This is a genomic window from Neobacillus cucumis (genome assembly GCF_023715505.1).
The window spans coordinates 139,609-164,753 of record NZ_JAMBOH010000003.1; the positions used below are offsets into that span (position 1 = coordinate 139,609).

The window sequence follows — 25,145 nt, forward strand, 5'->3', positions numbered from 1 at the left end:
ACCTCGTCAAAAGTTTTGACGAGGTGTGAGGTTTTCAAACAAGTGTTTAATTATTTAATGGAAACAATCCGTACGCTCATTTCTCCGCCTGGAGTTTGAACCGTAACTTGGTCACCCACTTTTTTCCCTAAAAGACTTCTAGCAATAGGTGAGTCATTTGAGATTTTTCCTTCAAACGGGTCAGCCTCCGCACTACCTACGATGGAATAAGTTTCTTCTTCACCGTCTGGAAGCTCAATAAACGTAACAGAGCTGCCTAACGAAACAGAGTCTGCTGCCATTTCACTTTCAGCAATAATCTTGGCATTACGAATCATATTTTCTAGGGTAGTAATCCGTCCTTCTACAAATGCCTGCTCTTCCTTCGCAGAATCATACTCGGAGTTTTCAGATAAATCACCGAAGCTTCTGGCAATTTTAATCCTCTCTACCACTTCTTTACGCTTAACTGATTTTAAGTATTCAAGTTCTTGGACAAGTTTTTCTTTTCCTGCCTGTGTCATTGGAAATACTTTCTCTGTAGCCAATACCCTCACTCCTTCTAGTCTTCACAATCCCCCATAAGAATTGTGTATGTAATAATATTATGTAGGTATAATACCATACGGTAAATACATAGTAGCGCGTCCTTTCAAAAAAGGGCGCGCACTATAACTATTTATTTAAGTCTATTCTTTTGCTATTGTGTCATAAAAATGACTTTTGTTCAAGAATTGTTTGAATTTTTGTGACCATTAAATCAATCGCCACATGATTTTGCCCGCCTTCCGGAATAATGATATCTGCATATCGTTTAGTCGGTTCTATAAACTGGTTATGCATCGGCCGGACAACGTTTAAATATTGGGCGATTACCGAATCAAACGTCCGCCCTCGTTCGCTGATATCTCGCTCTAGCCTGCGGATAATCCTTAGATCGGCATCTGTATCAACGTATAACTTAATATCCATTAGATTCCGTAGACGCTCATCTTCAAGGACTAAAATTCCTTCTAAGATAATTACTTCTTTAGGTTCAACAGGAATCACCTTATCAGAGCGTGTATGGATGGAATAATCATAAACAGGTTTATCAATTGCTTCATATCGTAAAAGCTTCTCAATATGTTTGATCAGAAGGTCATTGTCAAATGCTAGCGGATGATCATAATTTGTTTTTAATCGTTCTTCGAATGGAACATTGTGCTGGTCTTTATAATAATAATCCTGTTGAAGGACCAAGATAGAGAGATCTTTCAAACTTTCATAGATGGCATTTGTTACACTGGTTTTTCCGGAGCCGGAGCCGCCGGTTACACCAATAACAACCGGTTTGCGCATTATGCGTTCTCCTTTCGCATCATGTTGTTAGGGTATACCGGTTTGTCCACTTTAAATTGTACAATCTGAAGCGGATGTCTTGCAGCATCCAATTCATTTCCTTTTTCATCCCAAATTTTATCCACTACATGTGTAAAGTTTTCGATTTCAGGTCCAAAGAATTCCACTTCGTCCCCGGGTTTAAAATGGTTCCGCTGCTGTAAGGTTACGATTTGTGTTTCTTCGTTATAGTCCAATACAAGACCAACAAATTCAAACTTTGTCTTCTTGCTATGATTACCAAACATTTGCTCTTTATACCCAGGAATTCCTTCAAAAAAGGCTGGAGCCGTTTCTCTGTTTGCACATTTGTCTAACTCTTCTAACCATTCTCTCTGAATAACAAAATGATCTGGATTAGCACAGTAGGCATCAATGACTTTACGATAAACACTAACGACAGTTGCGATATAATGAATCGATTTCATCCGTCCTTCAATTTTCAAGCTGTCGATTCCAAGCTCAATCATGTTCGGAATAGCTTGGATTAAATTAAGGTCTTTAGGACTCATCGCAAATGCTGCGTCTCCTTCGCCAAACAGCGCCGTTTCTTGATCCTCGCCCTCGAGTTTATAAAGGTCATAATCCCAGCGGCAAGATTGACAACAGCCTCCTCGATTTGAATCCCTTGCTGTCATATGATTACTCAATGTACAACGGCCGGAATAAGCAATACACATCGCCCCATGGATAAAGGTTTCGATTTCAACATCAACCTTTTCCTTCATTTCTCTAATTTCATCGGCCCCAACCTCACGGGCTAAAACGACTCGTTCTGCTCCTGCTTCTTTCCAAAATTGGGCTGCCTTCCAGTTGGAAAGTGATTGCTGGGTACTAATATGGATCTCAATTTCGGGAGCCAGGCGGCGGCATGTTTCGATGATAAGTGGATCCGCTACGATAATTCCTGCGATCCCGGTTTCCTTTAAGCCTAGAATATACTCTTCTAACCCGTCAATATTTTCATTGTGAGCAAAAATGTTCGTTGTTACATAAATTTTCGCACCATATTTCTTTGCAAACTCTACTCCTTCTTTCATTTCTTCAAAGGTAAAGTTATCGGCATTCGAACGAAGGCCATATTCCTGGCCGCCGATAAAGACGGCATCCGCACCATAATGTACAGCAATTTTTAATTTCTCAAGATTGCCTGCTGGAGCGAGGAGTTCCGGCTTCTTTACAATGACACGTTTTCCATCAATGATTTCAGAAATTTTGTCTTTAACTGTCTTCACGATTGAACCCCTCCCATAAATATTTCAATGATTTTGAGTCGGCACTAAACAGTCGCCTCCACTTTTCTAATAAACCGTCTCTTTGAAAAAGAATCCTGTATCTAACGGACGATTGGCTGGTTGAATTTCTTCGATTGCTTCTAACAGCTCGGCCTTTTTGTCATCATACGTATCTGGATCTTGGGCACATAAATCGATAGCTTCACGGTAGGCTTTAGTAACAGCTAAAATATATTCTGGGCTTTTTAAAATCCCATCAATTTTAAACGAGTCGACACCGGCCTCCATCATTTCTTGGAGCTCATCAATGATACAAATATCATTTGGGCTCATAATATGGGTTCCATTTTCATCTTCAAAGATTGGATATTTATTACCGCGTTCTTTATCATGCAAAAACATATTTTCATCCATTTTGCGGTTTTCAACTTCCATAACCTTGCCCTGATATTCATAATAATTTCCAAGCAGGGAACGTTTAGATTGGAACATGCAGCTCATACCATGAACCTGTACTTCAATTTCCACTTCTGCATTCTCTTTTATCTCAACAATGGCATCCATGTTAATCTCGCGGGCTAGAACCGAACGTTTCGCACCCTTTGAGCCCCAATAATTACAGGTAAACCAGTTAGTCCCGGTTGTTTCTGTATTCCAATGAAGCTTTATCTCAGGAGCCACTTCTCTTGCCGTCATTAAAACTGCTGGGTCTCCGAAAATAATCGCATCTGCATTTGCTTCATTTGCAAATTGAATATAGTCACCAAGCTCTTCAATTTTTTCATTATGAAAAATTGCATTCATTGCCAAATAGACTTTTTTGCCCTTACTATGCGCTATTTCAATTGCCTTCCGGACATTTTCACGGTTGAATTCACCTGCAAGCCGAAGACCATAGCGCTGTTCCCCCACTACAAACGCATCTGCACCTGCTTCTGCTAATGGCAAAATATCATCAACAGTTAATGGAGTAACAAGCAATTCTGGTTTTTTCATTCCTCTCACCTCTTCTTTGTGCTAATAGCAATTCCGTCACCAACTGGTAATATAACAGAATCATACTCAGGGTGATTCATCAACCACTGATTAAATTCATCTATTTTTTTGACAAGATTACGGATTCTTTTTGATTCAATCTCCGCTTCTGCAACAAGGCCTTTGAACAAGACATTATCTGTAATAACCATCCCTTCAGCTTTAAGATACGTTGCATAAAGCTCAAAGAACTTTTTATACTGGCCTTTAGCTGCATCAATAAAAATGGCATCGAAAGGGCCATGGCTGCGAACAGCGTCCTCCACAAGAAGGGCATCTCCCTCAATTAAGGTGATTTGTTCAGCCCTGCCGGATCGCTGGATATATTCTTTTGCTGTTTGAATTCTCTCGATGTCCCGTTCAATCGTGACAATTTTTGCCTCAGGTAGGGCTGCAGCCATTCGTAATGCCGAATAACCAATCGCTGTACCGACCTCAAGAATTCTACTTGAGCGGTGGATTCTCAATAATTGCAGCATGGTTTCAATTCCGGCCAGTTCCATGATCGGAACATGATGTTCACTTGCATAATTCTCCATTTCGCTAAACAAGGGGTTCCTGTCAGGAAATAGACTCTCAATATAAGAATGCAGCTTCTCATTATTTAACAAGCTGCCGTCACCTCTATCCTCATAAGATAGCCGGCAGCGCGGGACGCTAATATCCGGACCATTCTTAAAATCAAATGCTTTTAGTATTTGCCAAAGATGTATTCTTTAGACATGAAAAAATAGCGCTCACAGATGCGGATAACCAGACAAGCTGAAAAGCTTGTGTGCTCTTGGGGCAGTTACTGCCTCCAATTCCTTTAACTGTGGGTTACGCTATAGATTACTTATTAAAACACCTGAGTTATTTTACCATAAAAAAAAGGGGAATGCTAATCTTTCCCCCAAGTTATATTTATTTTTCATTGGAAATATACTCAGACTTTTTTTGATTATGCTCAGCTAATGTTTTTGTAAAAATAACATCGCCATTTGCTGTTGCTAGGAAATAGTAATAATCGGTTTGGTTCGGATCAAGTGCTGCTTCAATCGAAACCCTGCCGGAATTGGCAATTGGCCCCGGCGGCAATCCCGTATTTTTATAGGTGTTATATGGAGAATTAACCTCTAAATCCTTATAAAAAACTTTTTCTTTGTGTTTTCCTTGCGCATATAACACGGTAGGATCTGTTTGGAGCGGCATTCCTGATTTCAGCCGATTGTAAAATACACTGGCAATTGTTTTCCGGTCAGCCTTACCGGTTGCTTCCTCCTCAACAAGAGAGGCCATCGTTAATAATTGATGGATGGATAACTTTTTTTCTTTACTTTTTTCCGTGTAATCAGATAATACTGTTCTTGTTTTATCAAGCATGGCTGTAACTATTTCTTCAACGGAAGGATTTGGCTTAAAAAATGGATACGTTGCCGGATATAAATACCCTTCGAGCGGATACTTTACAGTAGAATGCAAGATTTCATCTGTTAAGATATCAGGATATTTGATCATAAGCGATTTGATATATTGTTTATCATTTAGTTTGTTAAATACATCAGCTTCATTTTGATGAGTAGCTTTTGCAATAATCGCGGCAATTTCCTTCAGCTGTTTACCTTCAGGAATCGTGATTTTAAAGGTAGCTTCCGCCAAAACTTTTCCTGTTTTCAAACGGCTGACAATTTCAGGAACATCCATTGATGGGCTTAGCTGATATTTTCCCGCCATAAAGCCGCCTTCATTTTTAAGCTTCACATAGTACTTAAAAACCTTTGCATTTTTAATCATTCCATTTTTCTCTAACCTCTCACCAATCCCTGTCACAGAAGATCCGATTGGAATATCTACTGTTTTATACATCTTACTATTTGCATCAATAGGCTTTAGGGCAGACTGAATGTAGAGGTAACCTCCACCGCCAATTAAAACTATGAATAATAGCAGGAATAAAGCTATAAATAAAACAATTTTGCGGACAATTTTCGCTTCATAATGTTGTTCTAGCATTTTTTGTCGAATGACATCTTGTTTATTGCCTTTTTCTTTTTTTGTCATTCTGTTCCCCCTTCCCAAGACCAATGGTATTCTACTATTTAATAAATTATCTTAAAATAGATATCCATAATATTTCAGCATATAGTATGAAAAATGTCAATTTATCAATAAATATGTCATAAGAAAAAGCGTAAGCGCCTTGGTCAGCGGCGTATGGACTGGAGAACTCCAACTGAGATAAAGGAAAACACGAAGAGCGTAAGCGATTCGATGTTGACTTATCGTAGGGCGGAGTTCGAAGGACACTAGCCACTAGGGCGCTGGAGCTGGACCATTTTCAACGTCAAAGCTCCCTTATCAAACATTAAAAAAACCGGCTAAATTAGCAGCCGGTTTTAAAACTTATTCTTCTTGTTCCTCGTTAAAGGTATTAAATACTTCTTCTACCATATCCCACTCTTCGTCCGTTTCGATTTCCATTAACTCTCCGAAACCACCGTCTTCAGTTGGAATATAAGCATAGGTGAGGATATCAATTTCCTCTTCCTCATTTTCATTTGCACCTACTGGGTAAAAGAATACATAGGATTTTTCAAACTCGTCAGAGTCAAATGTGAAAAGTATTTCAAATAATTGTTCATCACCATTTTCATCAACAAGTGTAATGTAACGATCTTCTTCCTGATTATGTTCGTGTGCCATTTTTTCACCTCATTAATTTTTGCTATCAAGATAACCTTGGAGAATCATAACTGCTGCCATTTTATCAATAACCTTCTTGCGCTTTTTGCGGCTGACATCTGCCTCAAGCAAGACACGTTCAGCAGCCATTGTTGTTAACCGCTCGTCCCACAAAACGGTTGGAACAGAAAATCTGCTCTCAATCTCGGCTGCATATTGCTTACTTGCCTCCCCGCGTGGTCCAATCGTCCCGTTCATATTTTTAGGTAATCCAATAACGACTGTATCGACTTGATACTCCTTTATTAATTGCCCAATTTCCTCAAAACCAAACTGTTTTTTTTCTTCATTGATTTTTAGGGTCTTCAAGCCCTGGGCCGTCCAGCCGAGCTCATCACTCAAGGCAATGCCGACGGTTTTTGAGCCTACATCTAATCCCATTGCGCGCATTCATTAACCCTCTCGTTGTTGTTTTAGATAGAATTTTACCAATTCCTCAATAATTTCATCCCGTTCCAGCTTACGTATAATGTTACGAGCGTCACGATGACGTGGAATATAGGCAGGGTCTCCTGATAGTAAATATCCAACTATTTGGTTGATTGGATTATACCCTTTTTCCTGTAAGGCCTCATAGACTTGCAAAAGAACATCATTTACGTCGTGTTCAAACGGCTCTTCTGGAAAATTAAACCGCATCGTTTTATCAAATGAGCTCATTTCATGCACCTCGCTTATTATTTGACGAGTATTGTCTAGCTGCAGTGTTATGGACTGCAGCTTTTCTAGTGGTAGTTTATTTACATTTTACACTACTTTGTCCCATTATCAAATGGATTTCACCCATTCATTAACGAATTGAAGTGCTGCATCCAATTTTTCTGGATCTTTTCCGCCGGCTTGCGCCATATCCGGACGGCCGCCGCCGCCGCCGCCGCATCGGGAAGCAACCTCTTTAATCAATTTACCAGCATGATAGCCTCTTTCGATTAAGTCCTTTGTAACTGCCGCAATCAGATTTACTTTTCCATCATGCGCGCTGCCAAGGACAATCACAGCTGATCCAAGCTTTTGTTTCAAATCATCGGCCATATTCCGAAGGTTATTCATATCAGCAGCTTGGACTTTTGCAGATAAAACCGTTACTCCCTCAATTTCTTTTGCATTTGAAACAAGGTTGCCAGCTTCAATATTTCCAAGCTTTGCAGCTAGTGATTCATTTTCACGCTGAAGCTGCTTAATTTCAGTCATCAGACCCTCAATCCGGCTGCCAATATCTTTTGGATTGGTTTTTAATTTATCAGCTGCATCCTTTAATAAACCAACCTGCTCATTTAATAATTTATAAGCTGATTCACCTGTTACAGCTTCAATTCTTCTAGTCCCGGCACCAATTCCGCTCTCTGAAACAATTTTAAACAGACCAATGACAGAGGTATTCGGTACATGACATCCACCGCAAAGTTCTAAGCTGTAATCTCCAACTCTAACGACGCGGACAATGTCGCCATATTTCTCACCAAACAGTGCCATTGCTCCCAATGCTTTTGCTTCAGCAATTGGCTTTAAGCTAATATTTACTTCAATATTGCGCCAAATCTTTTCGTTAACGATTCGTTCAACTTGTTCCAACTCTTCCGGCTGTATTTGACCAAAGTGGGAAAAGTCAAAACGGAGACGATCAGGTTCAACGAGTGAGCCTGCCTGGTTAACATGCTCCCCAAGCACATCTTTTAAGGCACGATGAAGCAGATGTGTTGCCGTATGGTTTTTAATAATTTTGACCCGATTTTCAGCGTCAACCGCAGCGGTAACCTGTTGATTAGTTTTCAAACTGCCGCTCTCTACAATTACCTTGTGAAGGTTTTGACCATTTGGTGCTTTTTGAACATCCTTAACCAAAGCGGTCACCCTATCACCATTAAGGAAGCCCCGGTCAGCTATCTGACCTCCGCTTTCTGCATAGAAAGGAGTGTTGTCAAGGAGAACCTGAACTTCTTCACCCATTCCAGCCTGTTCAATAAGTTCACCGTCTTTAATAATGGCGATTACGGAAGATTGAGTGTTTAGTTCGTCATAACCGACGAATTTACTTTCAAGTTTAACGTCCCTGAGGACACCGCCTTGAACCTGCATGGAATCGACATCCTGACGGGCTGCCCGGGCACGTTCACGCTGCTGCTCCATTTCAGTCTCAAATCCATCATGATCAACCTTCATGCCTTCTTCTTCTGCATACTCTTCTGTTAATTCAACAGGGAAACCGTATGTGTCATAGAGGCGGAAAATATCAGCTCCGGAGATTGTATCGCTGCCCTTTTCTTTTTCCTTGCTGATTACACTAGCTAAAATCGTTAATCCTTCATGAAGGGTTTCGTGGAAACGCTCTTCCTCATTTTTGATAACCTTTTGAATAAATTCTGTTTTATCCTTTACTTCCGGATAATAGTCCTGCATAATCTCGCCAACTACCGGTACAAGTTCAAACATAAATGGACGATTAATATTGATTTGCTTTGCGTAGCGAACGGCACGGCGCAGTAAACGACGCAGCACATAGCCGCGGCCTTCATTTGATGGCAGGGCTCCATCACCAACAGCAAAGGCAACCGTACGGATATGGTCAGCAATGACTTTGAAAGCAACGTCTTGTTCTTTGTCTATGCCATAGCTTACGCCAGAGATTTCTTCTGTTGAGCGGATAATTGGGATAAATAAGTCAGTATCAAAGTTGGTAGGAACATTTTGCACAACGGACGCCATCCGCTCGAGCCCCATCCCTGTATCAATGTTTTTCTTTGGCAGTGGTGTATATGTACCATCCGGATTATGGTTAAATTGTGAAAATACAAGATTCCAAACCTCAAGGTAGCGTTCGTTCTCACCGCCAGGATATAATTCAGGGTCACTAGGGTCATCGCCATACTCTGGGCCACGGTCATAAAAAATTTCGGTATTAGGTCCACTTGGTCCTTCCCCGATGTCCCAGAAATTCCCTTCCAAACGGATAATTCGTTCCTCAGGTATTCCAATCTTTTTATTCCAAATGTCATAAGCTTCATGATCTTCTGGGTGGACCGTAACACTTAGCAGTTCTGGGTCAAAGCCAATCCACTTATCCGAAGTTAAAAACTCCCAAGCCCACACGATTGCTTCATCCTTGAAATAATCTCCGATGGAGAAGTTACCTAGCATTTCAAAGAATGTATGGTGGCGGGCTGTTTTTCCGACATTTTCGATATCGTTTGTACGAATAGACTTTTGCGCATTCGTAATCCTTGGATTTTCTGGAACCACACGACCATCAAAATATTTCTTTAGGGTTGCAACTCCACTGTTAATCCACAATAATGATGGGTCATCATGCGGGACAAGTGAGGCACTTGGTTCAATGTTGTGTCCTTTTTCTTCATTAAAAAATTGCAGAAACATGGAACGAATTTGAGCTCCTGTTAATTTTTTCATTTTTTATAAACCTCCTTAATTTTAAAGGCTCTGTTAAATTTGGTTGTTGATTTCCGCTCCAGGCGCTCAGCAAACCCGCGGGCGTGCCGGGGAGCCTCCTCGGCCCCGTACTCCCGCAGGACATTGATTTTACATCCTGGAAGCCGCCCACGCACGAAGGAAATGCGTTAGCATTTTCGAGGAGCCGAGCGCCTTCTGCTCCAATCAACAAAGTATAAAAAACAACAATGTCGTCTAACAGATCCATTTTAAAAATGCATACAAAAAAGCCCTCATCCCAAAACAGGGACGAGAGCTTATCTCGCGGTACCACCCTGATTATGAATACAAAATTCTGTATCCATCTCTCAAAATCTGCCTTAACGCGGCAGTGACGGCAGTGATTAGCTGCACTCCAGATTAGCTTTCTGTTATCCTTCATCTAGAGCTTCTTTCAGCCTGGGAAGCTCCTCTCTTTTACGCTAAGCGTTACAGATGGACTACAACATACTCAATCCTTCTACATTTTCAAACAATTATTCTATATCACGAATTATAGACACCAACAAAACGTTTGTCAATTTGATTCCTTCATTAAGTGGTTTTTTGCATGGATAATGCCCACTTTGAGGATAGCAAGGATTGGAACGGCGAGGATTAACCCTAAAATCCCGCCAACTTCACCACCAGTGGTTAAGGCCGCCATAATTAACAAAGGGTGCATATGTAAACTTTTCCCAACAATATAAGGTGATAAAATATTCCCCTCAAGAAACTGTAATCCAAAGACAATGACAATCGTAATAATAACCAATTTCATCGAGATGGTGGCAGCAATAATAACTGCGGGGACAGCCCCGATAATTGGACCAAAATAAGGTATTACATTGGTGGCACCGACAATCATTCCTAAAAGCAGCGGATAATTTAGATGAAAGAGCCAAAATAACAGCGAAGAAATACTGCCAATAATAACACAAACGAGCAGCTGCCCTCTAATGTAACCCCCAAGTGAATGGTCTACATCCTTAAGAAACAACGAGCCTTTCTTGCGCCATCTTTTGGGTGTTAAATACCAAACAGTCCTTTTTAATAGCGGATAATCTTTTAGCATATAGAAGGTAATAAACGGAATAATCATCATCAGTAAGGCAGAATTCAGAATGTTAACAAGAATGTTGACAATAATCGTTAATAGAGAATTGAGCTTGTTTTCAATTGCATCGATTCCCTCATCAACCCTTGCTTGCAGACCATCTGGCCATTCCCTTGTATGTTTCTGCAGCAATGAAATCCAGTCCCGATACTGCTCAGCAAAGATGGGAGCACTTTCAGATAAATCTTTTATTTGGTCAATGACGACTGGTATTCCTTTATATAATGAAAAGCCGATACCACCAAAAAAAATAAAATAAATGAGGATAATAGCAAGACCACGATGCAGTCCTTTTTCATGCAATTTCTCTACAATCGGGTGCAGTAAATAAGTAATAAAACCAGCAATAATGAAAGGAAAAATGATCGTTCCAATTATTTTAACAATCGGCATCCATAGTGAACTAATCTTTAAAAAAATGAAGATTGCGATTAATAAAAGGAGCAAGAACCCAATTCGATAATACCATTTTACACGAATATCCACATCAAGGACCTCCTTCGATTAGTTTTGGAGACTGATGGTGGAAATATACAGGTTATGCTAAAATCCCCCTCAAGGACCTTGAGGGGGAATAACCTAAAATATCGCGCGCTTTACCTTTTTTTGAATCTTTTTCATATTGCGGGCTGACATCATATTATTTCTTTGGGCTATATTGTACGCTGCCATCCCTGCACCAAAAGCAACCATTGTCGTCATCATTTTATTCATTCGTCTCACCTCTTTAACAGATTGGCCAGACTTCCGAGGTCCCTCGGTTTTAAATCGTATAACGACGTTCTTCTTCTTCAAACAAATCATCCAACGAACTTAATGACCCGTCTTCTTCGACCTGATGGGTATTGATGATACCTTTGTTTACAGAGAGTTCGATAAAACAGTTCCAGCAATAATACTGGTTAATACCAATTTTGCCAATATCTTTGCTCTGACAATTGGGACACTTAAACATGAAAAGACACCTCACGTATTTTCTACATCTACGATAATGGCATCCTTTCCGATCGCGATGGGCTTCCCGGATTGAATGACTTGTTTGCCTTCCGTGATATCCGAAAAGAAGCCATCCGTAATTTCATACCCTACGATTGTGCCCAATTCTTCCTGAAAATATACATCCTTTAACAATCCAAGCGAATCACCGCTTTTAGAAAGCATCATCATGCCGTCTAAGGAATGTTGGTGGTTTAACGTATATTCAGGACTCTCTTTTAGTTTTTCTAAATACCCAGTATCTTCAACCATTACCCCATCCCAGCCAAAGGAGGCCACTTTTTGAATATCCAAATAGAACGTTTGCTTGAAGAATATCCCTTTTTTAACTAATAGGCCTTCGACTTTTCCGGTGCTTGCTATACAAAGATCGGTAATCTCACCTATTTTGGTTCCGCTTTTAGTTTCAAAAACAGGCTGCCCTTTTAATAAAGAAAATGTCCGCAAAGAGTTTCCACCCCCCGAACATTTCTTAGTTTCCGTCATTAGCTAGAAAATCATAAGGTGTAAGGTTTTCCATCCCAATCATTGGATGGACCTGCATCATTTCTTCCTCATAGGATAACTCACTGGAAGTATCAACATTCGTTTGAGTCACATTTATGATGGATTCTTGAAGCTTTTGGCAGAGTGTTGTTTGTCTTTGGAGTTCATCTGCCCGTTCAATCCCCATCCTCAGTGCATCTTCTTCCCCGCAAATTATCAATGATTGTTTACTACGAGTAATGGCTGTGTAAATTAAGTTCCTTTGGAGCATCCTATAGTAGCTTCTTGTGATAGGAAGAATGACAATTGGAAATTCACTGCCCTGTGATTTATGGACGGAGCAGCAATACGCATGAGTTATTTGATTTAGGTCCTGCCTTGTATATTCGACTTCATTTCCTTCAAAGGAAATATAAATCATATCTTGTTTTTCGGTATTTTCTTTGGCATAGATAATCGAGATAATTTCACCGATATCTCCGTTAAATACATTGCTATCCGGTTGATTAACGAGTTGAAGCACCTTGTCACCAATTCGGTATTTTACATCGCCAAAGACGATTTCCTTACGTTTCCCATCAGGATTAGGGTTAAATATCTCCTGTAATAAGACATTCAAACGGTCAATACCAGCAGGTCCACGATACATCGGTGCGAGCACCTGAATATCTCTTGCGGTATATCCTTTGTTTTTGGCATTAAGGGCCACTTTTTCGATAACCTGAGCCACTTGTGCTGTTGAACATTTAATAAAAGAGCGATCAGCTTGTTTTGCGGTGACATTTGGCGGCAGATAGCCCTTTTTAATATCATGCGCCAGTTCAATAATCGAAGATCCCTCTGCCTGACGGTAGATATCCGTTAGGCGAACAGTCGGAATCCGCTCAGACTTCAGTAAATCCTTTAACACTTGCCCAGGTCCGACTGATGGAAGCTGATCCTCGTCACCTACCATGATGACTTGAATATGTTCCGGCAAGGCCTTAAACAATTGATTAGCAAGCCATATATCCAGCATCGACGTCTCATCGACTATCAATATTTTCCCCTCTAGCGGACTTGTTTCATCACGGTCAAATCCTTCTGTCCCATTAAAGCCAAGTAAGCGGTGAATCGTAACGGCAGGCAGTCCTGTGGATTCAGTCATTCGTTTCGCTGCTCGGCCGGTCGGGGCTGCTAGTAAAATCGGAAACGGTTCCTCTTTTTTAAAGTAATCCTTTGGTTCAAGCGAACAGCCGTGCAGTTCACCGTAAAGCTCGACAATCCCTTTTATAACAGTTGTTTTACCTGTTCCGGGGCCACCTGTTAGGATGAGCATAGGAGACATGAGCGCATTTTGAATGGCTTCTCTTTGTGAAGGGGCATATTGCACACCTAAACGCTCTTCTAAGCCGCCTAATGCCAGAAGGAACTCAGATTCAGGGAATTGTTCGCTGTATTCGGTTTGCTGTAAGATACGATTAATACTCGTAACAAGACCTTTTTCCGCGAAAAATAATGACGGGAGATAAATTCGCTTTTCTTCGCCGATTATTTTCCCCTCTTCTTCAAGTTTAATCAGTTCGCTTGAGATATCAGTGAACTCAATTTGATCGCGCTTATTTTCTTCAAGTAGTAACTTTACTTGTTCGAGCAAATCCTCCGCGTGTAAAAAAACATGGCCTGTTTGCATGCTTTCATTTTCGAGCGTGTAAAGGCAGGCCGCTTTGATCCGATCAGGATGGTTTCCGGAAATCCCCAATTGATAGCCCAACTCGTCCGCCCGGCCAAAACCAATCCCCTCAATGTCCTCGACAAGCTGATAGGGATTTTTTTGAATAATGGATAGAGTTTCATCTTTATAGGCTTGATAAATACGCATAGAAATTTGCGGCCCAAAACCGTATTGGTTTAAGGCGACCATCACTTGCTCAAGGCCCTGATGCTCCATTAAGGTATCATAAAGCATTTTAGCTTTTTCAGGAGGGAGCTTTGGAATGGAATCGAGTAATGACGGCTGATTAAGAATTTTTGAGATGGCATTTTCACCAAGAGTCTCCACTATGTTCTCTGCTGTTTTCTTCCCAATACCCTTAAACATATCACCTGATAAATAAGCAATGACCCCTTGTTTCGTCTGAGGCATGTCCTTGCGAAAATGATTCGTATGGAACTGGAGTCCAAACTTTGGATGTTCTTTAAACTCTCCGAAAAATACATAGGTTTCCTGTTCATGGATTTTCGGAAAATATCCTGTTATGACCGCTTCTTTGTCATCGTATTGATCATTGGTTTCATCGACGCGGATTCTGAGGACTGTATAGAGGTTTTGTTCGTTATGGAAAATCGTTACAATTGGTCTTCCTTTTACAAACTTTCCTTGTTCCGCGAATAAATCAAGGGTGTCTTGTTTTTCCATTCTGCTCCCTCCTTTCGGTTTTTTATATATTAGAGATTTTGTTCAAGTAATTTCTTGCCATGACCTGCTAGTAAATGGTCTGGCTGGATCTCGAGTGCTTTATTAAACATAGCCAGTGCTTGGGTCTGATTTTCCTTGAATGCATACGAGACACCTAAATTATAATAAGCATCGGAATGAACAGGGTCTAGGTCAATGCATTTTTCTAGTTCAATGATGGCTTCATCAATAAGATCATTTTGAGCGAGGCATAGTCCGTACTGGAAGCGGGCCTCTGAGTCCTTCTCGTTTAACTCGACACTTCGCTGCAGGTATGGAAGAGCTAGCTTGCCTTGGTCTAGCTGCAGGAGTGTTAGACCTAACATAAAGTAGGTGTCACTTGAGTCAAGTCCTTTTTTCATGGCTTGCTCGAAACTATGTTTTGCTTCCGAGAAGCGGTCATGGCTAAAGAGGATGTTTCCGATACTATAGTAAGCAGCAGCCGCGTTTTCGTCGATTTCTATTGCTTTTTGATAAAATTTGATTGCTTTTTCGTCGTCGCCTACTGCTGATAGAACATTGCCAAAATTGATATAGGCTACTGGGTCTTTTGGGTTTGCTTCAATTGCATCGTTAAAGGCTTTAGCAGCCTCTTCCCAGTTACCTTCTTGCATGTATTGTACACCTAATTGGTTTTTATCCATTTTTTCAACTCCAATCCTAAAAGAAAGTATATCATATTTTAATTAAAAGTTACCGTTTGTATCTTAGGCTGAGACCGTATTGTGGGATTCCGTCGGTTTTTGAAGTAATTCCGCCGAATCCAGCTTTTATTCCACTCCATATTGGAATTATTCCGCACATTTTTTCATTAATTCCGCCCATATTGCCATTTATTCCGCCAAACAGCAATACTCTCGCAAAAAAAGACCTGACTCCAATAAAGGAATCAGGATCTTTTTTAGCCAACATATGTTAAACGTTCACCATTTTTATAAACTTCATCAATCGTTCCGCCGCCAAGGCATTCGTCACCTAGATAAAAAACAGCGGCTTGTCCAGGCGTAATCGCTCGGATAGGTTCATGGAACATGACTTGAACTTTATCGCCTTCTAACAGGCGAACGGTGACTTTATGGTCTTCCTGACGATAACGGAATTTTGCTGTGCATTCAAATTCAGCAGGCTTTTCACGATTTGAAACCCAGCTTACATTCACAGCTGTAATCCCATCGGAATAAAGTTTTTCATGATGGAAACCTTGGCCGACATAAAGGATATTTCTTTTTAAATCCTTACCAATGGCAAACCATGGCTCACCAGAACCGCCAATCCCAAGACCATGACGCTGGCCAATCGTATGATACATGAGTCCTTCATGTTTGCCTTTGACCTCACCGTCAAACGTCTCCATATTCCCGGGCTGTGCAGGTAAATATTGACCTAAGAACTCTTTAAAATTCCGTTCGCCAATAAAGCAAATCCCGGTACTGTCTTTTTTCGTTGCAGTAGCAAGCTCTGCCTCCTTGGCAATTTCCCGAACCCTGGACTTTTCAAGATTACCAATTGGGAACATTACTTTACTTATCTGCTCCTGCGATAATTGATTTAGGAAATAGGTTTGATCTTTGTTTTCATCAAGGCCGCGAAGCATTTTATATTCGCCATCGCGGAACTCGACGCGGGCATAGTGTCCTGTCGCAAGATAATCCGCACCTAAGTTCATCGCATGTTCTAGGAAGGCTTTAAATTTGATTTCTTTGTTACACATCACGTCAGGATTTGGCGTCCTGCCCGCCTTATATTCATCAAGGAAATAAGTAAATACCTTGTCCCAATATTGTTTTTCAAAGTTTACAGCATAATAGGGAATGCCAATTTGATTGCAGACACGAATAACGTCCTCGTAATCTTCTGTTGCTGTACAGACACCATTTTCATCGGTATCATCCCAGTTTTTCATAAAAATGCCGATAACATCATAGCCTTGCTGCTTCAATAAAAGGGCTGCAACAGAGGAATCCACTCCACCTGACATCCCAACTACTACCCGTGTATCCTTTGGATCCTTTCTTTCCATGTTTTCACCTCTCTCGTCTAGCAATTCATCTACATCTATTTTTTCAGGCGCTTAACAATTTTCGCAATTTCTTCAGCGGTTTTACTAACCTCTTCCTTTGTCGTAGTAAAACCAAAGCTGAAACGGATGGAATTGGTCAGCCGCTCTGATTGTTTACCATACATGGCAACAAGAACATGGGAAGGCTCAATCGAACCAGCTGTACAAGCTGAGCCGCTCGAAACAGCAACACCAGCCAAATCAAGATTGACAAGCATTGCTTCCACACTAGTTCCAGGAAAGCTTAAGTTTAATACATGTGGCAGTGAATATTCAAGCGATCCGTTTATGTTAAATTCAACCTGTCCTTCATGGAGCTTTTCTATTAACGTTTCTTTCAGTTCAATAAACTTTTCACGTTTAACTGACCGCTCTTCGTTCACTATCAAAACCGCTTCATGAAATCCTACGATTGAAGCAACATTTTCCGTCCCGGCTCGGCGTTTTCTTTCTTGTTCACCACCAAAGAGACGTGGTGCTATTTTGACCGTTGATCTTGCAAAAAGAAAGCCAACTCCCTTTGGGCCATTTATTTTATGAGCAGAAACAGATAACAAATCAATTTTACTATCGTTAACATCGATGTCTTCTACCCCGTAAGCTTGGACTGCATCAGTATGAAAAATAGCTTGGTGCTCTTGAAGCAGCTGACCAATTTCGTTAATTGGATGGATGGTTCCGACTTCATTATTGCCATACATAACCGATACTAGAATCGTATCATCCCTTAATGCCGCTTGGAGGTCTGTTATTCGGATTCGCCCTGTTTCATCCACTGGCAGATAGGTAACTTCGTAGCCCATTTTTTCTAACTTTTCGCAAGCATGCAGCACAGCATGATGTTCTACCTGCGTTGTGATAATATGTTTGCCCTTTGTTTGGTAACTTTCAGCGACACCAAATAACGCCATATTATCTGCTTCAGTCCCGCCGCCTGTAAAAATAATCTCTGTTTCCTGGGCTCCGATACTGCGAGCAAGTGCGGCCCGCGCTAAATCAATATAATGACGAGCCTCCCTGCCGAATGAATGAATGCTCGAAGGATTCCCAAATGTAGCATTCATAATGGTTACCATCTTGTCAATCACCTTTGGATGCATCGGACTCGTTGCGGCATGGTCGAGATAGATTCGTTCCATAATTACACCTTCAATCAAATAATTCTCATTTATCATTCATCTAAAAATATTATAAATTAATGGCTGCTGCTTCCATTACTGACTCGCTTTTATCTTTAACCCTAAATATAAAACATATAGCCATCTGGCTCCTGGTCATCACTGTGGCTGGCCAAATCCTCTAATGTAGTGTTATCCAAAACACCTCTAATCGCATCACGGATTCGGATCCACAACTCGCGCTTGGCAGGTTCTTCATCTTCAATCCCTTCGACAGGGGTAATCGGACCTTCTAGCACACGAATGACATCGCCAGCGGTAATTTTTGATGGCACATTAGTCAATTCATATCCACCATAAGCTCCTCTTATACTTTTGACCAAACCTGCATTGCGTAATGGAGCAATTAATTGTTCTAAGTAATGCTCGGATAGTTCATTTGCTTGAGCAATCGTCTTTAGAGAGGTAGGACCTTCACCATGTTTTTTAGCTAGTTCAATCATAATTGTCAAACCATAACGACCTTTAGTAGAAATCTTCATCTATCTATTGCACCCCTATTCGTTAATGTATCTATTAATAAAAATAATCTCAGTAAATTGATAGGCATTAAAAATTATATCATATTCTTCTTTAATATGCTTTTTCAATGGAAAATGGTAAAGTTAAATTGGAAGATTCTATTTAGTCCTTATAAAATCAGTACCTATTCTACTATAAAAAATAAATTTTCAAGCAAGACAGTCAGTTCAATTTTGGAGAGATGATTATGCAGCAAAAACCATTAGCATTCCGTATGCGGCCACGAACAATCGAGGAAGTTGTCGGACAGCAGCATCTTGTGGGGGATGGGAAAATTATCGCAAGAATGGTGAAGGCGAAACAGCTTACCTCCATGATCCTATATGGACCGCCTGGCATTGGGAAAACTTCGATTGCAAGCGCCATTGCCGGAAGTACAAAATACGCCTTTCGCACATTAAACGCGGTAACAAATAATAAAAAAGATATGGAGATTGTGGCAGCAGAGGCAAAAATGTCTGGGAAAGTCATTCTGCTGCTTGATGAAGTCCACCGTTTAGATAAAGCCAAACAAGATTTTCTTCTCCCCTATCTGGAAAACGGAATGATCGTATTAATTGGAGCCACAACAAGTAATCCCTATCATGCGATTAACCCGGCGATTCGAAGCCGCTGTCAAATTTTTGAACTAAAGCCTTTGTCCCCGGATGAGGTCAAGCAAGCCTTAGTGCGAGCACTCCGTGATGATGAGCGCGGCTATGGTAGAGAAAAGGTAGAGATTTCTGAAGAAGCATTATTGCATTTTTCTCAAGGGTCAAATGGGGATGTTCGCAGCTCGTTGAACGCACTGGAACTGGCCATTCTATCAACCGATAAAGGTGCTGAAGGTGTCATTCATATTGATGTGGAAACGGCTGAGGAATGTTTGCAAAAGAAAAGTTTGGTTGCAGATAAAGATGGCGATGGTCATTATGATGTCCTCTCTGCTTTTCAAAAGTCTATTCGCGGGAGCGATGTGGATGCTGCCCTTCACTACCTTGGCCGCTTAATTGAAGCGGGTGACCTGCCAAGTATCAGCCGCAGATTGATTGTGATTGCTTATGAGGATATAGGTCTAGCTAATCCACAAGCGGGAGCACGGACATTAGCAGCCATTGAAACAGCTGAAAGAATTGGCTTTCCCGAGGCAAGGATTCCACTCGCAAATGCAGTAATTGAACTTTGCTTATCACCTAAATCTAATTCAGCCGTTTTGGCCATTCAAGCGGCCCTAGATGACATCCAAAAAGGAATTGTCGGCGAAGTGCCGGACCACTTAAAGGATGCCCATTATAAAGGTGCAAAAGCGCTCGGCAGAGGAATTGGCTACTTATATCCACATGACTATGAAAATGGCTGGGTACCTCAGCAATATTTACCGAACAAACTAAAAAACAAAACATACTACCAGCCTAAAAAAACAGGCAAATTCGAACAAGCCCTAGCAACCGTATATGAAAAATTAACCAGATCGAGAAAGTAGAAACAATAGAAAAGGTGACAGGCACCATGTGAAGAATTCACATGGTGCCTGTCACCTTTATTTATGTTCTTATAGTGTTTATGCTGCTACGTCTCGTTTTTTGAAGACGTAGAAAGTGAGGAGCTGGAATAGGGCGAAGTAAATGACTAGCATGATAATTGAGAAGGGGATTGTCATTCCTTCGACGAGTGGTGTTCCTTCAAAATATTGCATTAAATCTGTGTTGGCAAATAAAACATATTTAGCCCAGTCAAATTTCATTGCTAACAAAGCTGTAAATTGACCCCCGGTAAATAATAAAAACAATGAGAGCCCAATCGCAAGTGAACTATTTCGAAATACAGCAGAAATCATGAATGCCATGGTTACTAACATAATCATATCAATAGAACTTAGTCCGTAGTAAACGAGCAGATGGACAACCATATTCTGTTCCGTAACATGGCCATTAAAATAATTTAAATAAGGAACTGCTTTGTCCGGCATACCAAACAATATGGCACCCAATACGCTAGAGAAAATAAACATGATCGCCAGCATAAGGATTGCAAATAATAATACTGTCACATATTTCGATAAAAGAATTTTAGTTCGATTAATGGGCCGGATTAATAACAGCTTAATTGTCCCCCAGTTAAACTCACTGGCCACTATGCTAGCAGCTACAATAATAATAAATACGCCTGCTAACATAATCAGCTGTGATGAATCTTTTACAAAGGACCAAACCGTATATTTCTCTTTAGGTGGAATATCATGTTTAATTTTGTAATCATTAATCGCAATTTCTTTTTTGAAATATTGCTTCTCCGATTTGATTTGGCTTTTCGCCATCTGCTGCTTTAAAGCATTGTTTTCCTCCTGTAAGACCTGCTGCCAATTATTATCCTGCTGCACATCCATACTAGTTTGTTGTGATTTAATGACAATAGCAACTACAGCTAAGGAAAGAATCAAAATAGCAATCATAACCATCGTTCCAGGACGCCTAAAAATTTTCATCCATTCATTTTTAATTAAATTAACCACGTAAAGCCACCTCCTTTTCAGACGTCACTTCAAGGAAGCGATCTTCTAATGTTTTCCCTACTTCCTTAATCCCAAAAATGGAAATATCATCGGCAACTAGTAATTTAACTAAATTAGGGATTTCCTCTTTGCTCAATTCAACAGTTAAGCCATTTCTTGAATGATTTGCTTTAAGATTTGGATGATGCACAGTTAAAAGAATCATTGCTTTTTCAGCCGGTATTACTTCCAGCTCATAGGTTACCTCGGTACCTTCATGCACAAATTCATTAACACGCTGTACATCGACTAACCTGCCATCTTGAATGATTCCGATTCTGTCACACATCATTTCCATTTCAGACAGTAAATGACTAGAAACAATCACAGCCATATTTTTTTCTCGGGCCAACAGGCGGACATAATCGCGTATTTCTCTAATCCCTGCAGGGTCTAATCCGTTAGTAGGCTCATCAAGAATTAATACAGCCGGGTCATGTAAAAGACATTGAGCCAGCCCCAACCGCTGCCTCATTCCAAGTGAATAGGTTTTGACTTTGTCATGGATTCGTTCTGACAGTCCTACCAATTCTACCGTTTCCGCAATTTTATCTTTTGAGATTCCTTTCGACATGCGTGCATAATGAACCAAATTCTGATAACCTGTTAAAAATTTATACATTTCCGGATTTTCAACAATCGCTCCGATATGACCGACTGCCTCCTCGAATTGAGATTTTATACTATAACCGCCTATAGTTATGTCACCGGAGGTAATTCCCATTAAACCAACAATCATCCGAATGGTGGTGGTTTTCCCTGCTCCGTTTGGACCTAAAAATCCAAACACTTCCCCTTTATTTACTCGGAAGCTAATTTGATCAATAATGGTTCTTCCTTTAATAACCTTCGTAACCTCTTTAAGTTCTACAATGCTCTCCAATTTCTCTCTCCTCTCAGGAACAAACTATATTAATCAAGTTTACCTGAATCTAGTAAAAAATTCTCCCTTCCTATATTCGGAAAGTATTGTAACAAAAAAGAAGAGCGAGTTAAAACGGCTCCGGATGGATAATCTCTAGGTCTCAAGACTGATGCAAAAAGAAAAACCCTAAACATCAAATAGTTTAGGGCAAATTGCTTATTTTTCATCAGCAACGCGCTGAATTTTAATGTCTTTTAGCAATTCTCTGACAACATAGCTCGCCATAATCAAGCCAGCTGCAGAAGGCACAAAAGCATTAGAGGCAGGCGGCATTTGCGCTTTGCGAATCGGTGCATTTTCATTTCCCACTTCTTTTTTAATATCCTCCCGAATCACGATTGGACTTTCATCAGAAAAGACTACCGGAATCCCTTTGTGAATCCGTTCTTTGCGAAGTTTTGTACGGATGACCTTTGCAATCGGGTCCGTATGCGTTTTTGAAATATCCGCAATCTTAAAACGAGTCGGATCCATTTTGTTTGCTGCCCCCATGCTAGAAATAATCGGGATATTTCGCTTCAGGCATTCTTTCATTAAATGAATTTTATAAACAATCGTATCCGAAGCATCCACAACAAAATCCAATTTATGACTAAATATTTCTTCATAGGTATCTTCTGTATAAAAGATTTTCAACGGAATGACTTCACAATCAGGGTTAATATCTTTAATCCGCTCTGTCATGATTTCTACCTTTGGTCTGCCGACCGTGGATAATAGTGCAATCAGCTGACGGTTGATATTAGTAATATCTACGTCATCTTTATCAATCAAAATTAATCTGCCAACCCCGGACCGGGCCAGAGCTTCCGCCGCAAATGAACCGACACCGCCGATTCCTAAAACAGCAACCGTGCTGTTTTTCATAATAGTTAGTCCTTCTTTACCAATAGCAAGCTCGTTTCGAGAAAATTGATGCAGCATTAGATTCACTCCAAATTTATAATCACTTTTTATTATATTTTTTCACCATAAGAATATATCATACTTGCTTATAAAAACAAGTAATCAACTAGGAATTATTCATAAAAGAAAAACCTTCTGCCTAAGCAGAAGGTTATTTTTTAGGAAAATAACGAAGAGTCCCAATGGTGCCGTCGCTTATAATCCTTCGTTTTGATCCCGCTACTAGCAGGTGGGTGTCCTGTTTCCGCTATTGTAAGTCCCTATACCGTATAGGTGGGGCATTTACGCATGGCAGAAAACTCTAGACTCCCGTATCATTAATGTTCGGTCAAAACTTCAGGTAACACAACGTACATTTCAGGACTCTTCTTTAATTGCTTTTATCATATCATATCCTTAAACGTTCATCAAGGATTTATGAAAGCGAATTCTTGCTATTTATTAACAGTTAGTGACAAATTTAATTCCTTCAATTGCGCCTCAGAAACTTCACCTGGTGCATCCGTTAACAAGCAGCTTGCACTTGCTGTCTTTGGAAAGGCAATCGTATCACGCAGGTTGGTACTGCCTGCAAGCAGCATCACCAAGCGGTCTAGACCGATAGCAATTCCACCATGTGGGGGTGTTCCATATTCAAAGGCATTTAAGAGAAAGCCAAACTGTTCCTGCGCTTCTTCTGGAGAAAATCCAAGCACACTAAACATTTTTTCTTGAATGTGGCGTTCGAAAATCCGCAGTGAGCCGCCGCCAAGTTCATATCCATTTAAAACAATGTCATATGCCTGCGCACGGACCTGGGAAGGGTCTGTATCTAATAGTTCAAGGTCTTCCCTGAATGGCATTGTAAATGGATGGTGTGCTGCATAATAACGGCCTTCTTCTTCATCGTACTCTAACAGCGGCCAGTCAGTTACCCATAAGAAGTTAAACTGGCTTGGGTCGATTAAGCCTAACTCTTTCCCAAGTTTAAGTCTTAATGCACCAAGGGAATCCGCTACAACACTCTTTTTATCGGCAACAAATAATAGTAAATCTCCATCAGCCGCATCAAGTGTTGCCTTAATTGCTTGTGCATCCTCTTCGGTGAAGAATTTAGCAATTGGTCCCTTTAAGCCTTCAGCATCAACTTTTAACCAAGCAAGGCCTTTTGCACCATAGACAGCGACAAATTCAGTTAAAGCATCAATATCTTTACGAGAATATTTATCAGCTGCGCCTTTTACATTAATGGCTTTTACCTGGCCGCCATTTGCAACTGCTGCAGCAAACACCTTAAAACCTGAATCCTTCACAATTTCAGAAAGGTCCACAAGCTCTAATCCAAACCGTGTATCTGGTTTATCAGACCCAAATCGGCTCATTGCTTCTGCATAGGTCATCCGCGGAAAACTTGCAGGGACTTCCACCCCTTTAACTTCCTTCATTAATCCAGACAACATTTTTTCCATCATGCTGATAATGTCTTCTTGACTTAAGAAGCTTGTTTCAATATCGACTTGGGTAAATTCCGGCTGACGGTCTGCACGCAAGTCCTCATCACGGAAACAGCGGGCAATTTGATAATACCGTTCTACTCCGCCCACCATTAACAATTGTTTAAACAACTGTGGTGATTGTGGCAATGCATAGAACTCACCTGGATGGACACGGCTAGGCACTAAATAGTCACGTGCTCCCTCTGGTGTACTTTTTGTTAAAATTGGTGTTTCAATATCTAAGAAACCCTCACTGTCAAGGTAGTTTCGAATATGTTTTGTTACCTGATGGCGCATCTTGAGTGTCTCAAACATAACCGGACGGCGGAAATCTAAGTAGCGATATTTTAAGCGGATATCCTCTGAAGCATCTGTCCGATCAGAAATCTGGAACGGCGGCGTTTTCGCTTCATTGATAATCATTACTTCCTCAGCCTGAACTTCGATCGTTCCAGTTGTAATGTTTTCATTAATGGTTCCTGCTTCACGGCCGACAACGGTTCCGACCACATTTAGAACATACTCGTTACGGATTGTTTCTGCAATTTGCAGTGCTTCCTTTGATGTATCTGGATTAAACACTACTTGAACAATTCCGGAACGGTCGCGCAAATCAATAAAGATTAACCCGCCGAGGTCGCGGCGCTTTTGAACCCAGCCCTTTAATGTTACCTTCTCACCTACTGCTGATTCTGGAACTTCTCCACAAAAATACGATCTGCCAAACATGTTTATCCCCCT

26 protein-coding genes and 1 other RNA gene are annotated in these 25,145 nt (G+C 40.7%); 1 reads left to right on the forward strand and 26 read right to left on the reverse strand.

The annotated features are described in order from the left end of the window. Positions 1-50: 50 nt before the first annotated feature. From greA to cymR, 21 genes are all read right to left on the reverse strand, one after another. Positions 51-527 (reverse strand): transcription elongation factor GreA, encoded by a 477-nt coding sequence (greA, locus tag M3226_RS05850; protein WP_251563482.1) that lies wholly within the window; start codon positions 525-527, stop codon positions 51-53. Between the two features lie 160 nt (positions 528-687). Next, positions 688-1,323, reverse strand: a complete 636-nt coding sequence (udk, locus tag M3226_RS05855) for a uridine kinase (RefSeq protein ID WP_251563951.1) — start codon at positions 1,321-1,323, stop codon at positions 688-690. Further along, positions 1,320-2,594, reverse strand: a complete 1,275-nt coding sequence (locus tag M3226_RS05860; protein ID WP_251563483.1) for a peptidase U32 family protein — start codon at positions 2,592-2,594, stop codon at positions 1,320-1,322. The genes udk and M3226_RS05860 overlap by 4 nt, the downstream gene beginning before the upstream one ends. A 66-nt stretch (positions 2,595-2,660) precedes the next feature. After that, entirely contained in the window at positions 2,661-3,590 is a 930-nt protein-coding gene (locus M3226_RS05865) for a peptidase U32 family protein (protein ID WP_251563485.1), read from the reverse strand. Positions 3,591-3,595: 5 nt separating this feature from the next. Then, the gene (locus tag M3226_RS05870; protein WP_251563487.1) at positions 3,596-4,240 is read right to left on the reverse strand and encodes an O-methyltransferase; all 645 of its coding nucleotides are present in this window, start codon (positions 4,238-4,240) and stop codon (positions 3,596-3,598) included. 292 nt (positions 4,241-4,532) lie between these two features. Beyond that, a complete protein-coding gene (gene mltG / locus M3226_RS05875) occupies positions 4,533-5,669 on the reverse strand; it encodes an endolytic transglycosylase MltG (protein WP_251563488.1) in 1,137 nt (378 codons plus the stop codon). Positions 5,670-6,011: 342 nt separating this feature from the next. Beyond that, positions 6,012-6,311, reverse strand: a complete 300-nt coding sequence (locus M3226_RS05880) for a DUF1292 domain-containing protein (protein ID WP_251563490.1) — start codon at positions 6,309-6,311, stop codon at positions 6,012-6,014. A 12-nt stretch (positions 6,312-6,323) separates the two neighbouring features. Beyond that, entirely contained in the window at positions 6,324-6,740 is a 417-nt protein-coding gene (ruvX, locus tag M3226_RS05885) for a Holliday junction resolvase RuvX (protein WP_098529896.1), read from the reverse strand. 3 nt (positions 6,741-6,743) lie between these two features. Next, on the reverse strand, positions 6,744-7,010 hold the full coding sequence (locus M3226_RS05890) for an IreB family regulatory phosphoprotein (protein WP_251563492.1): 267 nt from the start codon (positions 7,008-7,010) through the stop codon (positions 6,744-6,746). A 108-nt stretch (positions 7,011-7,118) separates the two neighbouring features. Further along, a complete protein-coding gene (gene alaS / locus M3226_RS05895) occupies positions 7,119-9,755 on the reverse strand; it encodes an alanine--tRNA ligase (protein WP_251563494.1) in 2,637 nt (878 codons plus the stop codon). Next, complete coding sequence (locus tag M3226_RS05900) at positions 9,703-10,176, reverse strand: hypothetical protein (RefSeq protein ID WP_251563496.1); 474 nt, start codon at positions 10,174-10,176, stop codon at positions 9,703-9,705. The genes alaS and M3226_RS05900 overlap by 53 nt, the downstream gene beginning before the upstream one ends. 135 nt (positions 10,177-10,311) lie before the next feature. Further along, positions 10,312-11,376, reverse strand: coding sequence for an AI-2E family transporter (locus M3226_RS05905; RefSeq protein ID WP_251563498.1), 1,065 nt, complete (start codon positions 11,374-11,376; stop codon positions 10,312-10,314). A gap of 93 nt (positions 11,377-11,469) precedes the next feature. Next, complete coding sequence (locus M3226_RS05910; RefSeq protein ID WP_251563500.1) at positions 11,470-11,604, reverse strand: YrzQ family protein; 135 nt, start codon at positions 11,602-11,604, stop codon at positions 11,470-11,472. Positions 11,605-11,653: 49 nt separating this feature from the next. Further along, positions 11,654-11,845, reverse strand: coding sequence for a hypothetical protein (locus M3226_RS05915; protein ID WP_098529891.1), 192 nt, complete (start codon positions 11,843-11,845; stop codon positions 11,654-11,656). A gap of 11 nt (positions 11,846-11,856) precedes the next feature. After that, positions 11,857-12,333, reverse strand: coding sequence for a PRC-barrel domain-containing protein (locus M3226_RS05920; protein ID WP_251563502.1), 477 nt, complete (start codon positions 12,331-12,333; stop codon positions 11,857-11,859). 25 nt (positions 12,334-12,358) lie between these two features. Next, entirely contained in the window at positions 12,359-14,770 is a 2,412-nt protein-coding gene (gene recD2 / locus M3226_RS05925) for an SF1B family DNA helicase RecD2 (protein ID WP_251563504.1), read from the reverse strand. A gap of 29 nt (positions 14,771-14,799) precedes the next feature. Continuing rightward, complete coding sequence (locus M3226_RS05930; protein WP_251563506.1) at positions 14,800-15,453, reverse strand: tetratricopeptide repeat protein; 654 nt, start codon at positions 15,451-15,453, stop codon at positions 14,800-14,802. A gap of 49 nt (positions 15,454-15,502) precedes the next feature. Continuing rightward, on the reverse strand, positions 15,503-15,721 hold the full coding sequence (locus tag M3226_RS05935; RefSeq protein WP_251563508.1) for a hypothetical protein: 219 nt from the start codon (positions 15,719-15,721) through the stop codon (positions 15,503-15,505). Further along, on the reverse strand, positions 15,711-16,829 hold the full coding sequence (mnmA, locus tag M3226_RS05940; RefSeq protein ID WP_251563510.1) for a tRNA 2-thiouridine(34) synthase MnmA: 1,119 nt from the start codon (positions 16,827-16,829) through the stop codon (positions 15,711-15,713). The genes M3226_RS05935 and mnmA overlap by 11 nt, the downstream gene beginning before the upstream one ends. A gap of 35 nt (positions 16,830-16,864) precedes the next feature. Beyond that, entirely contained in the window at positions 16,865-18,007 is a 1,143-nt protein-coding gene (locus M3226_RS05945; RefSeq protein ID WP_251563512.1) for a cysteine desulfurase family protein, read from the reverse strand. Between the two features lie 101 nt (positions 18,008-18,108). After that, positions 18,109-18,528 carry a cysteine metabolism transcriptional regulator CymR gene (gene cymR / locus M3226_RS05950; protein WP_251563514.1) on the reverse strand — a complete coding sequence of 140 codons (420 nt, stop codon included), beginning with the start codon at positions 18,526-18,528 and terminating at the stop codon, positions 18,109-18,111. 227 nt (positions 18,529-18,755) lie between these two features. Here cymR and M3226_RS05955 point away from each other — a divergent pair, with 227 nt between their 5' ends. Further along, the gene (locus M3226_RS05955) at positions 18,756-20,030 is read left to right on the forward strand and encodes a replication-associated recombination protein A (RefSeq protein ID WP_251563516.1); all 1,275 of its coding nucleotides are present in this window, start codon (positions 18,756-18,758) and stop codon (positions 20,028-20,030) included. Positions 20,031-20,108: 78 nt separating this feature from the next. On the opposite strand, the gene M3226_RS05960 is transcribed toward M3226_RS05955, so the two are convergent. From M3226_RS05960 to aspS, 5 genes are all read right to left on the reverse strand, one after another. Beyond that, positions 20,109-21,059 carry an ABC transporter permease gene (locus M3226_RS05960; RefSeq protein WP_251563518.1) on the reverse strand — a complete coding sequence of 317 codons (951 nt, stop codon included), beginning with the start codon at positions 21,057-21,059 and terminating at the stop codon, positions 20,109-20,111. Continuing rightward, a complete protein-coding gene (locus M3226_RS05965) occupies positions 21,052-21,981 on the reverse strand; it encodes an ABC transporter ATP-binding protein (protein ID WP_251563519.1) in 930 nt (309 codons plus the stop codon). The genes M3226_RS05960 and M3226_RS05965 overlap by 8 nt, the downstream gene beginning before the upstream one ends. Before the next feature lie 198 nt (positions 21,982-22,179). Beyond that, the gene (locus M3226_RS05970) at positions 22,180-22,947 is read right to left on the reverse strand and encodes a tRNA threonylcarbamoyladenosine dehydratase (RefSeq protein ID WP_098529882.1); all 768 of its coding nucleotides are present in this window, start codon (positions 22,945-22,947) and stop codon (positions 22,180-22,182) included. Positions 22,948-23,101: 154 nt separating this feature from the next. Continuing rightward, positions 23,102-23,296, reverse strand: a non-coding RNA gene (gene ssrS / locus M3226_RS05975) — 6S RNA. A gap of 67 nt (positions 23,297-23,363) precedes the next feature. Beyond that, on the reverse strand, positions 23,364-25,133 hold the full coding sequence (aspS, locus tag M3226_RS05980; RefSeq protein ID WP_251563521.1) for an aspartate--tRNA ligase: 1,770 nt from the start codon (positions 25,131-25,133) through the stop codon (positions 23,364-23,366). Between the last annotated feature and the right edge of the window lie 12 nt (positions 25,134-25,145).

Excerpts from the sequence above, each read along its gene's own strand:
- M3226_RS05865 (WP_251563485.1), bottom strand. The coding sequence starts at position 3,590 with ATGAAAAAACCAGAATTGCTTGTTACTCCATTAACTGTTGATGATATT.
- mltG (WP_251563488.1), bottom strand. The coding sequence starts at position 5,669 with ATGACAAAAAAAGAAAAAGGCAATAAACAAGATGTCATTCGACAAAAA.
- M3226_RS05880 (WP_251563490.1), bottom strand. The coding sequence starts at position 6,311 with ATGGCACACGAACATAATCAGGAAGAAGATCGTTACATTACACTTGTT.
- ruvX (WP_098529896.1), bottom strand. The coding sequence starts at position 6,740 with ATGCGCGCAATGGGATTAGATGTAGGCTCAAAAACCGTCGGCATTGCC.
- M3226_RS05890 (WP_251563492.1), bottom strand. The coding sequence starts at position 7,010 with ATGAGCTCATTTGATAAAACGATGCGGTTTAATTTTCCAGAAGAGCCG.
- alaS (WP_251563494.1), bottom strand. The coding sequence starts at position 9,755 with ATGAAAAAATTAACAGGAGCTCAAATTCGTTCCATGTTTCTGCAATTT.
- M3226_RS05900 (WP_251563496.1), bottom strand. The coding sequence starts at position 10,176 with ATGAAGGATAACAGAAAGCTAATCTGGAGTGCAGCTAATCACTGCCGT.
- M3226_RS05910 (WP_251563500.1), bottom strand. The coding sequence starts at position 11,604 with ATGAATAAAATGATGACGACAATGGTTGCTTTTGGTGCAGGGATGGCA.
- M3226_RS05915 (WP_098529891.1), bottom strand. The coding sequence starts at position 11,845 with ATGTTTAAGTGTCCCAATTGTCAGAGCAAAGATATTGGCAAAATTGGT.
- recD2 (WP_251563504.1), bottom strand. The coding sequence starts at position 14,770 with ATGGAAAAACAAGACACCCTTGATTTATTCGCGGAACAAGGAAAGTTT.
- M3226_RS05930 (WP_251563506.1), bottom strand. The coding sequence starts at position 15,453 with ATGGATAAAAACCAATTAGGTGTACAATACATGCAAGAAGGTAACTGG.
- M3226_RS05935 (WP_251563508.1), bottom strand. The coding sequence starts at position 15,721 with ATGTTGGCTAAAAAAGATCCTGATTCCTTTATTGGAGTCAGGTCTTTT.
- mnmA (WP_251563510.1), bottom strand. The coding sequence starts at position 16,829 with ATGGAAAGAAAGGATCCAAAGGATACACGGGTAGTAGTTGGGATGTCA.
- M3226_RS05945 (WP_251563512.1), bottom strand. The coding sequence starts at position 18,007 with ATGGAACGAATCTATCTCGACCATGCCGCAACGAGTCCGATGCATCCA.
- cymR (WP_251563514.1), bottom strand. The coding sequence starts at position 18,528 with ATGAAGATTTCTACTAAAGGTCGTTATGGTTTGACAATTATGATTGAA.
- M3226_RS05955 (WP_251563516.1), top strand. The coding sequence starts at position 18,756 with ATGCAGCAAAAACCATTAGCATTCCGTATGCGGCCACGAACAATCGAG.
- M3226_RS05970 (WP_098529882.1), bottom strand. The coding sequence starts at position 22,947 with ATGCTGCATCAATTTTCTCGAAACGAGCTTGCTATTGGTAAAGAAGGA.
- aspS (WP_251563521.1), bottom strand. The coding sequence starts at position 25,133 with ATGTTTGGCAGATCGTATTTTTGTGGAGAAGTTCCAGAATCAGCAGTA.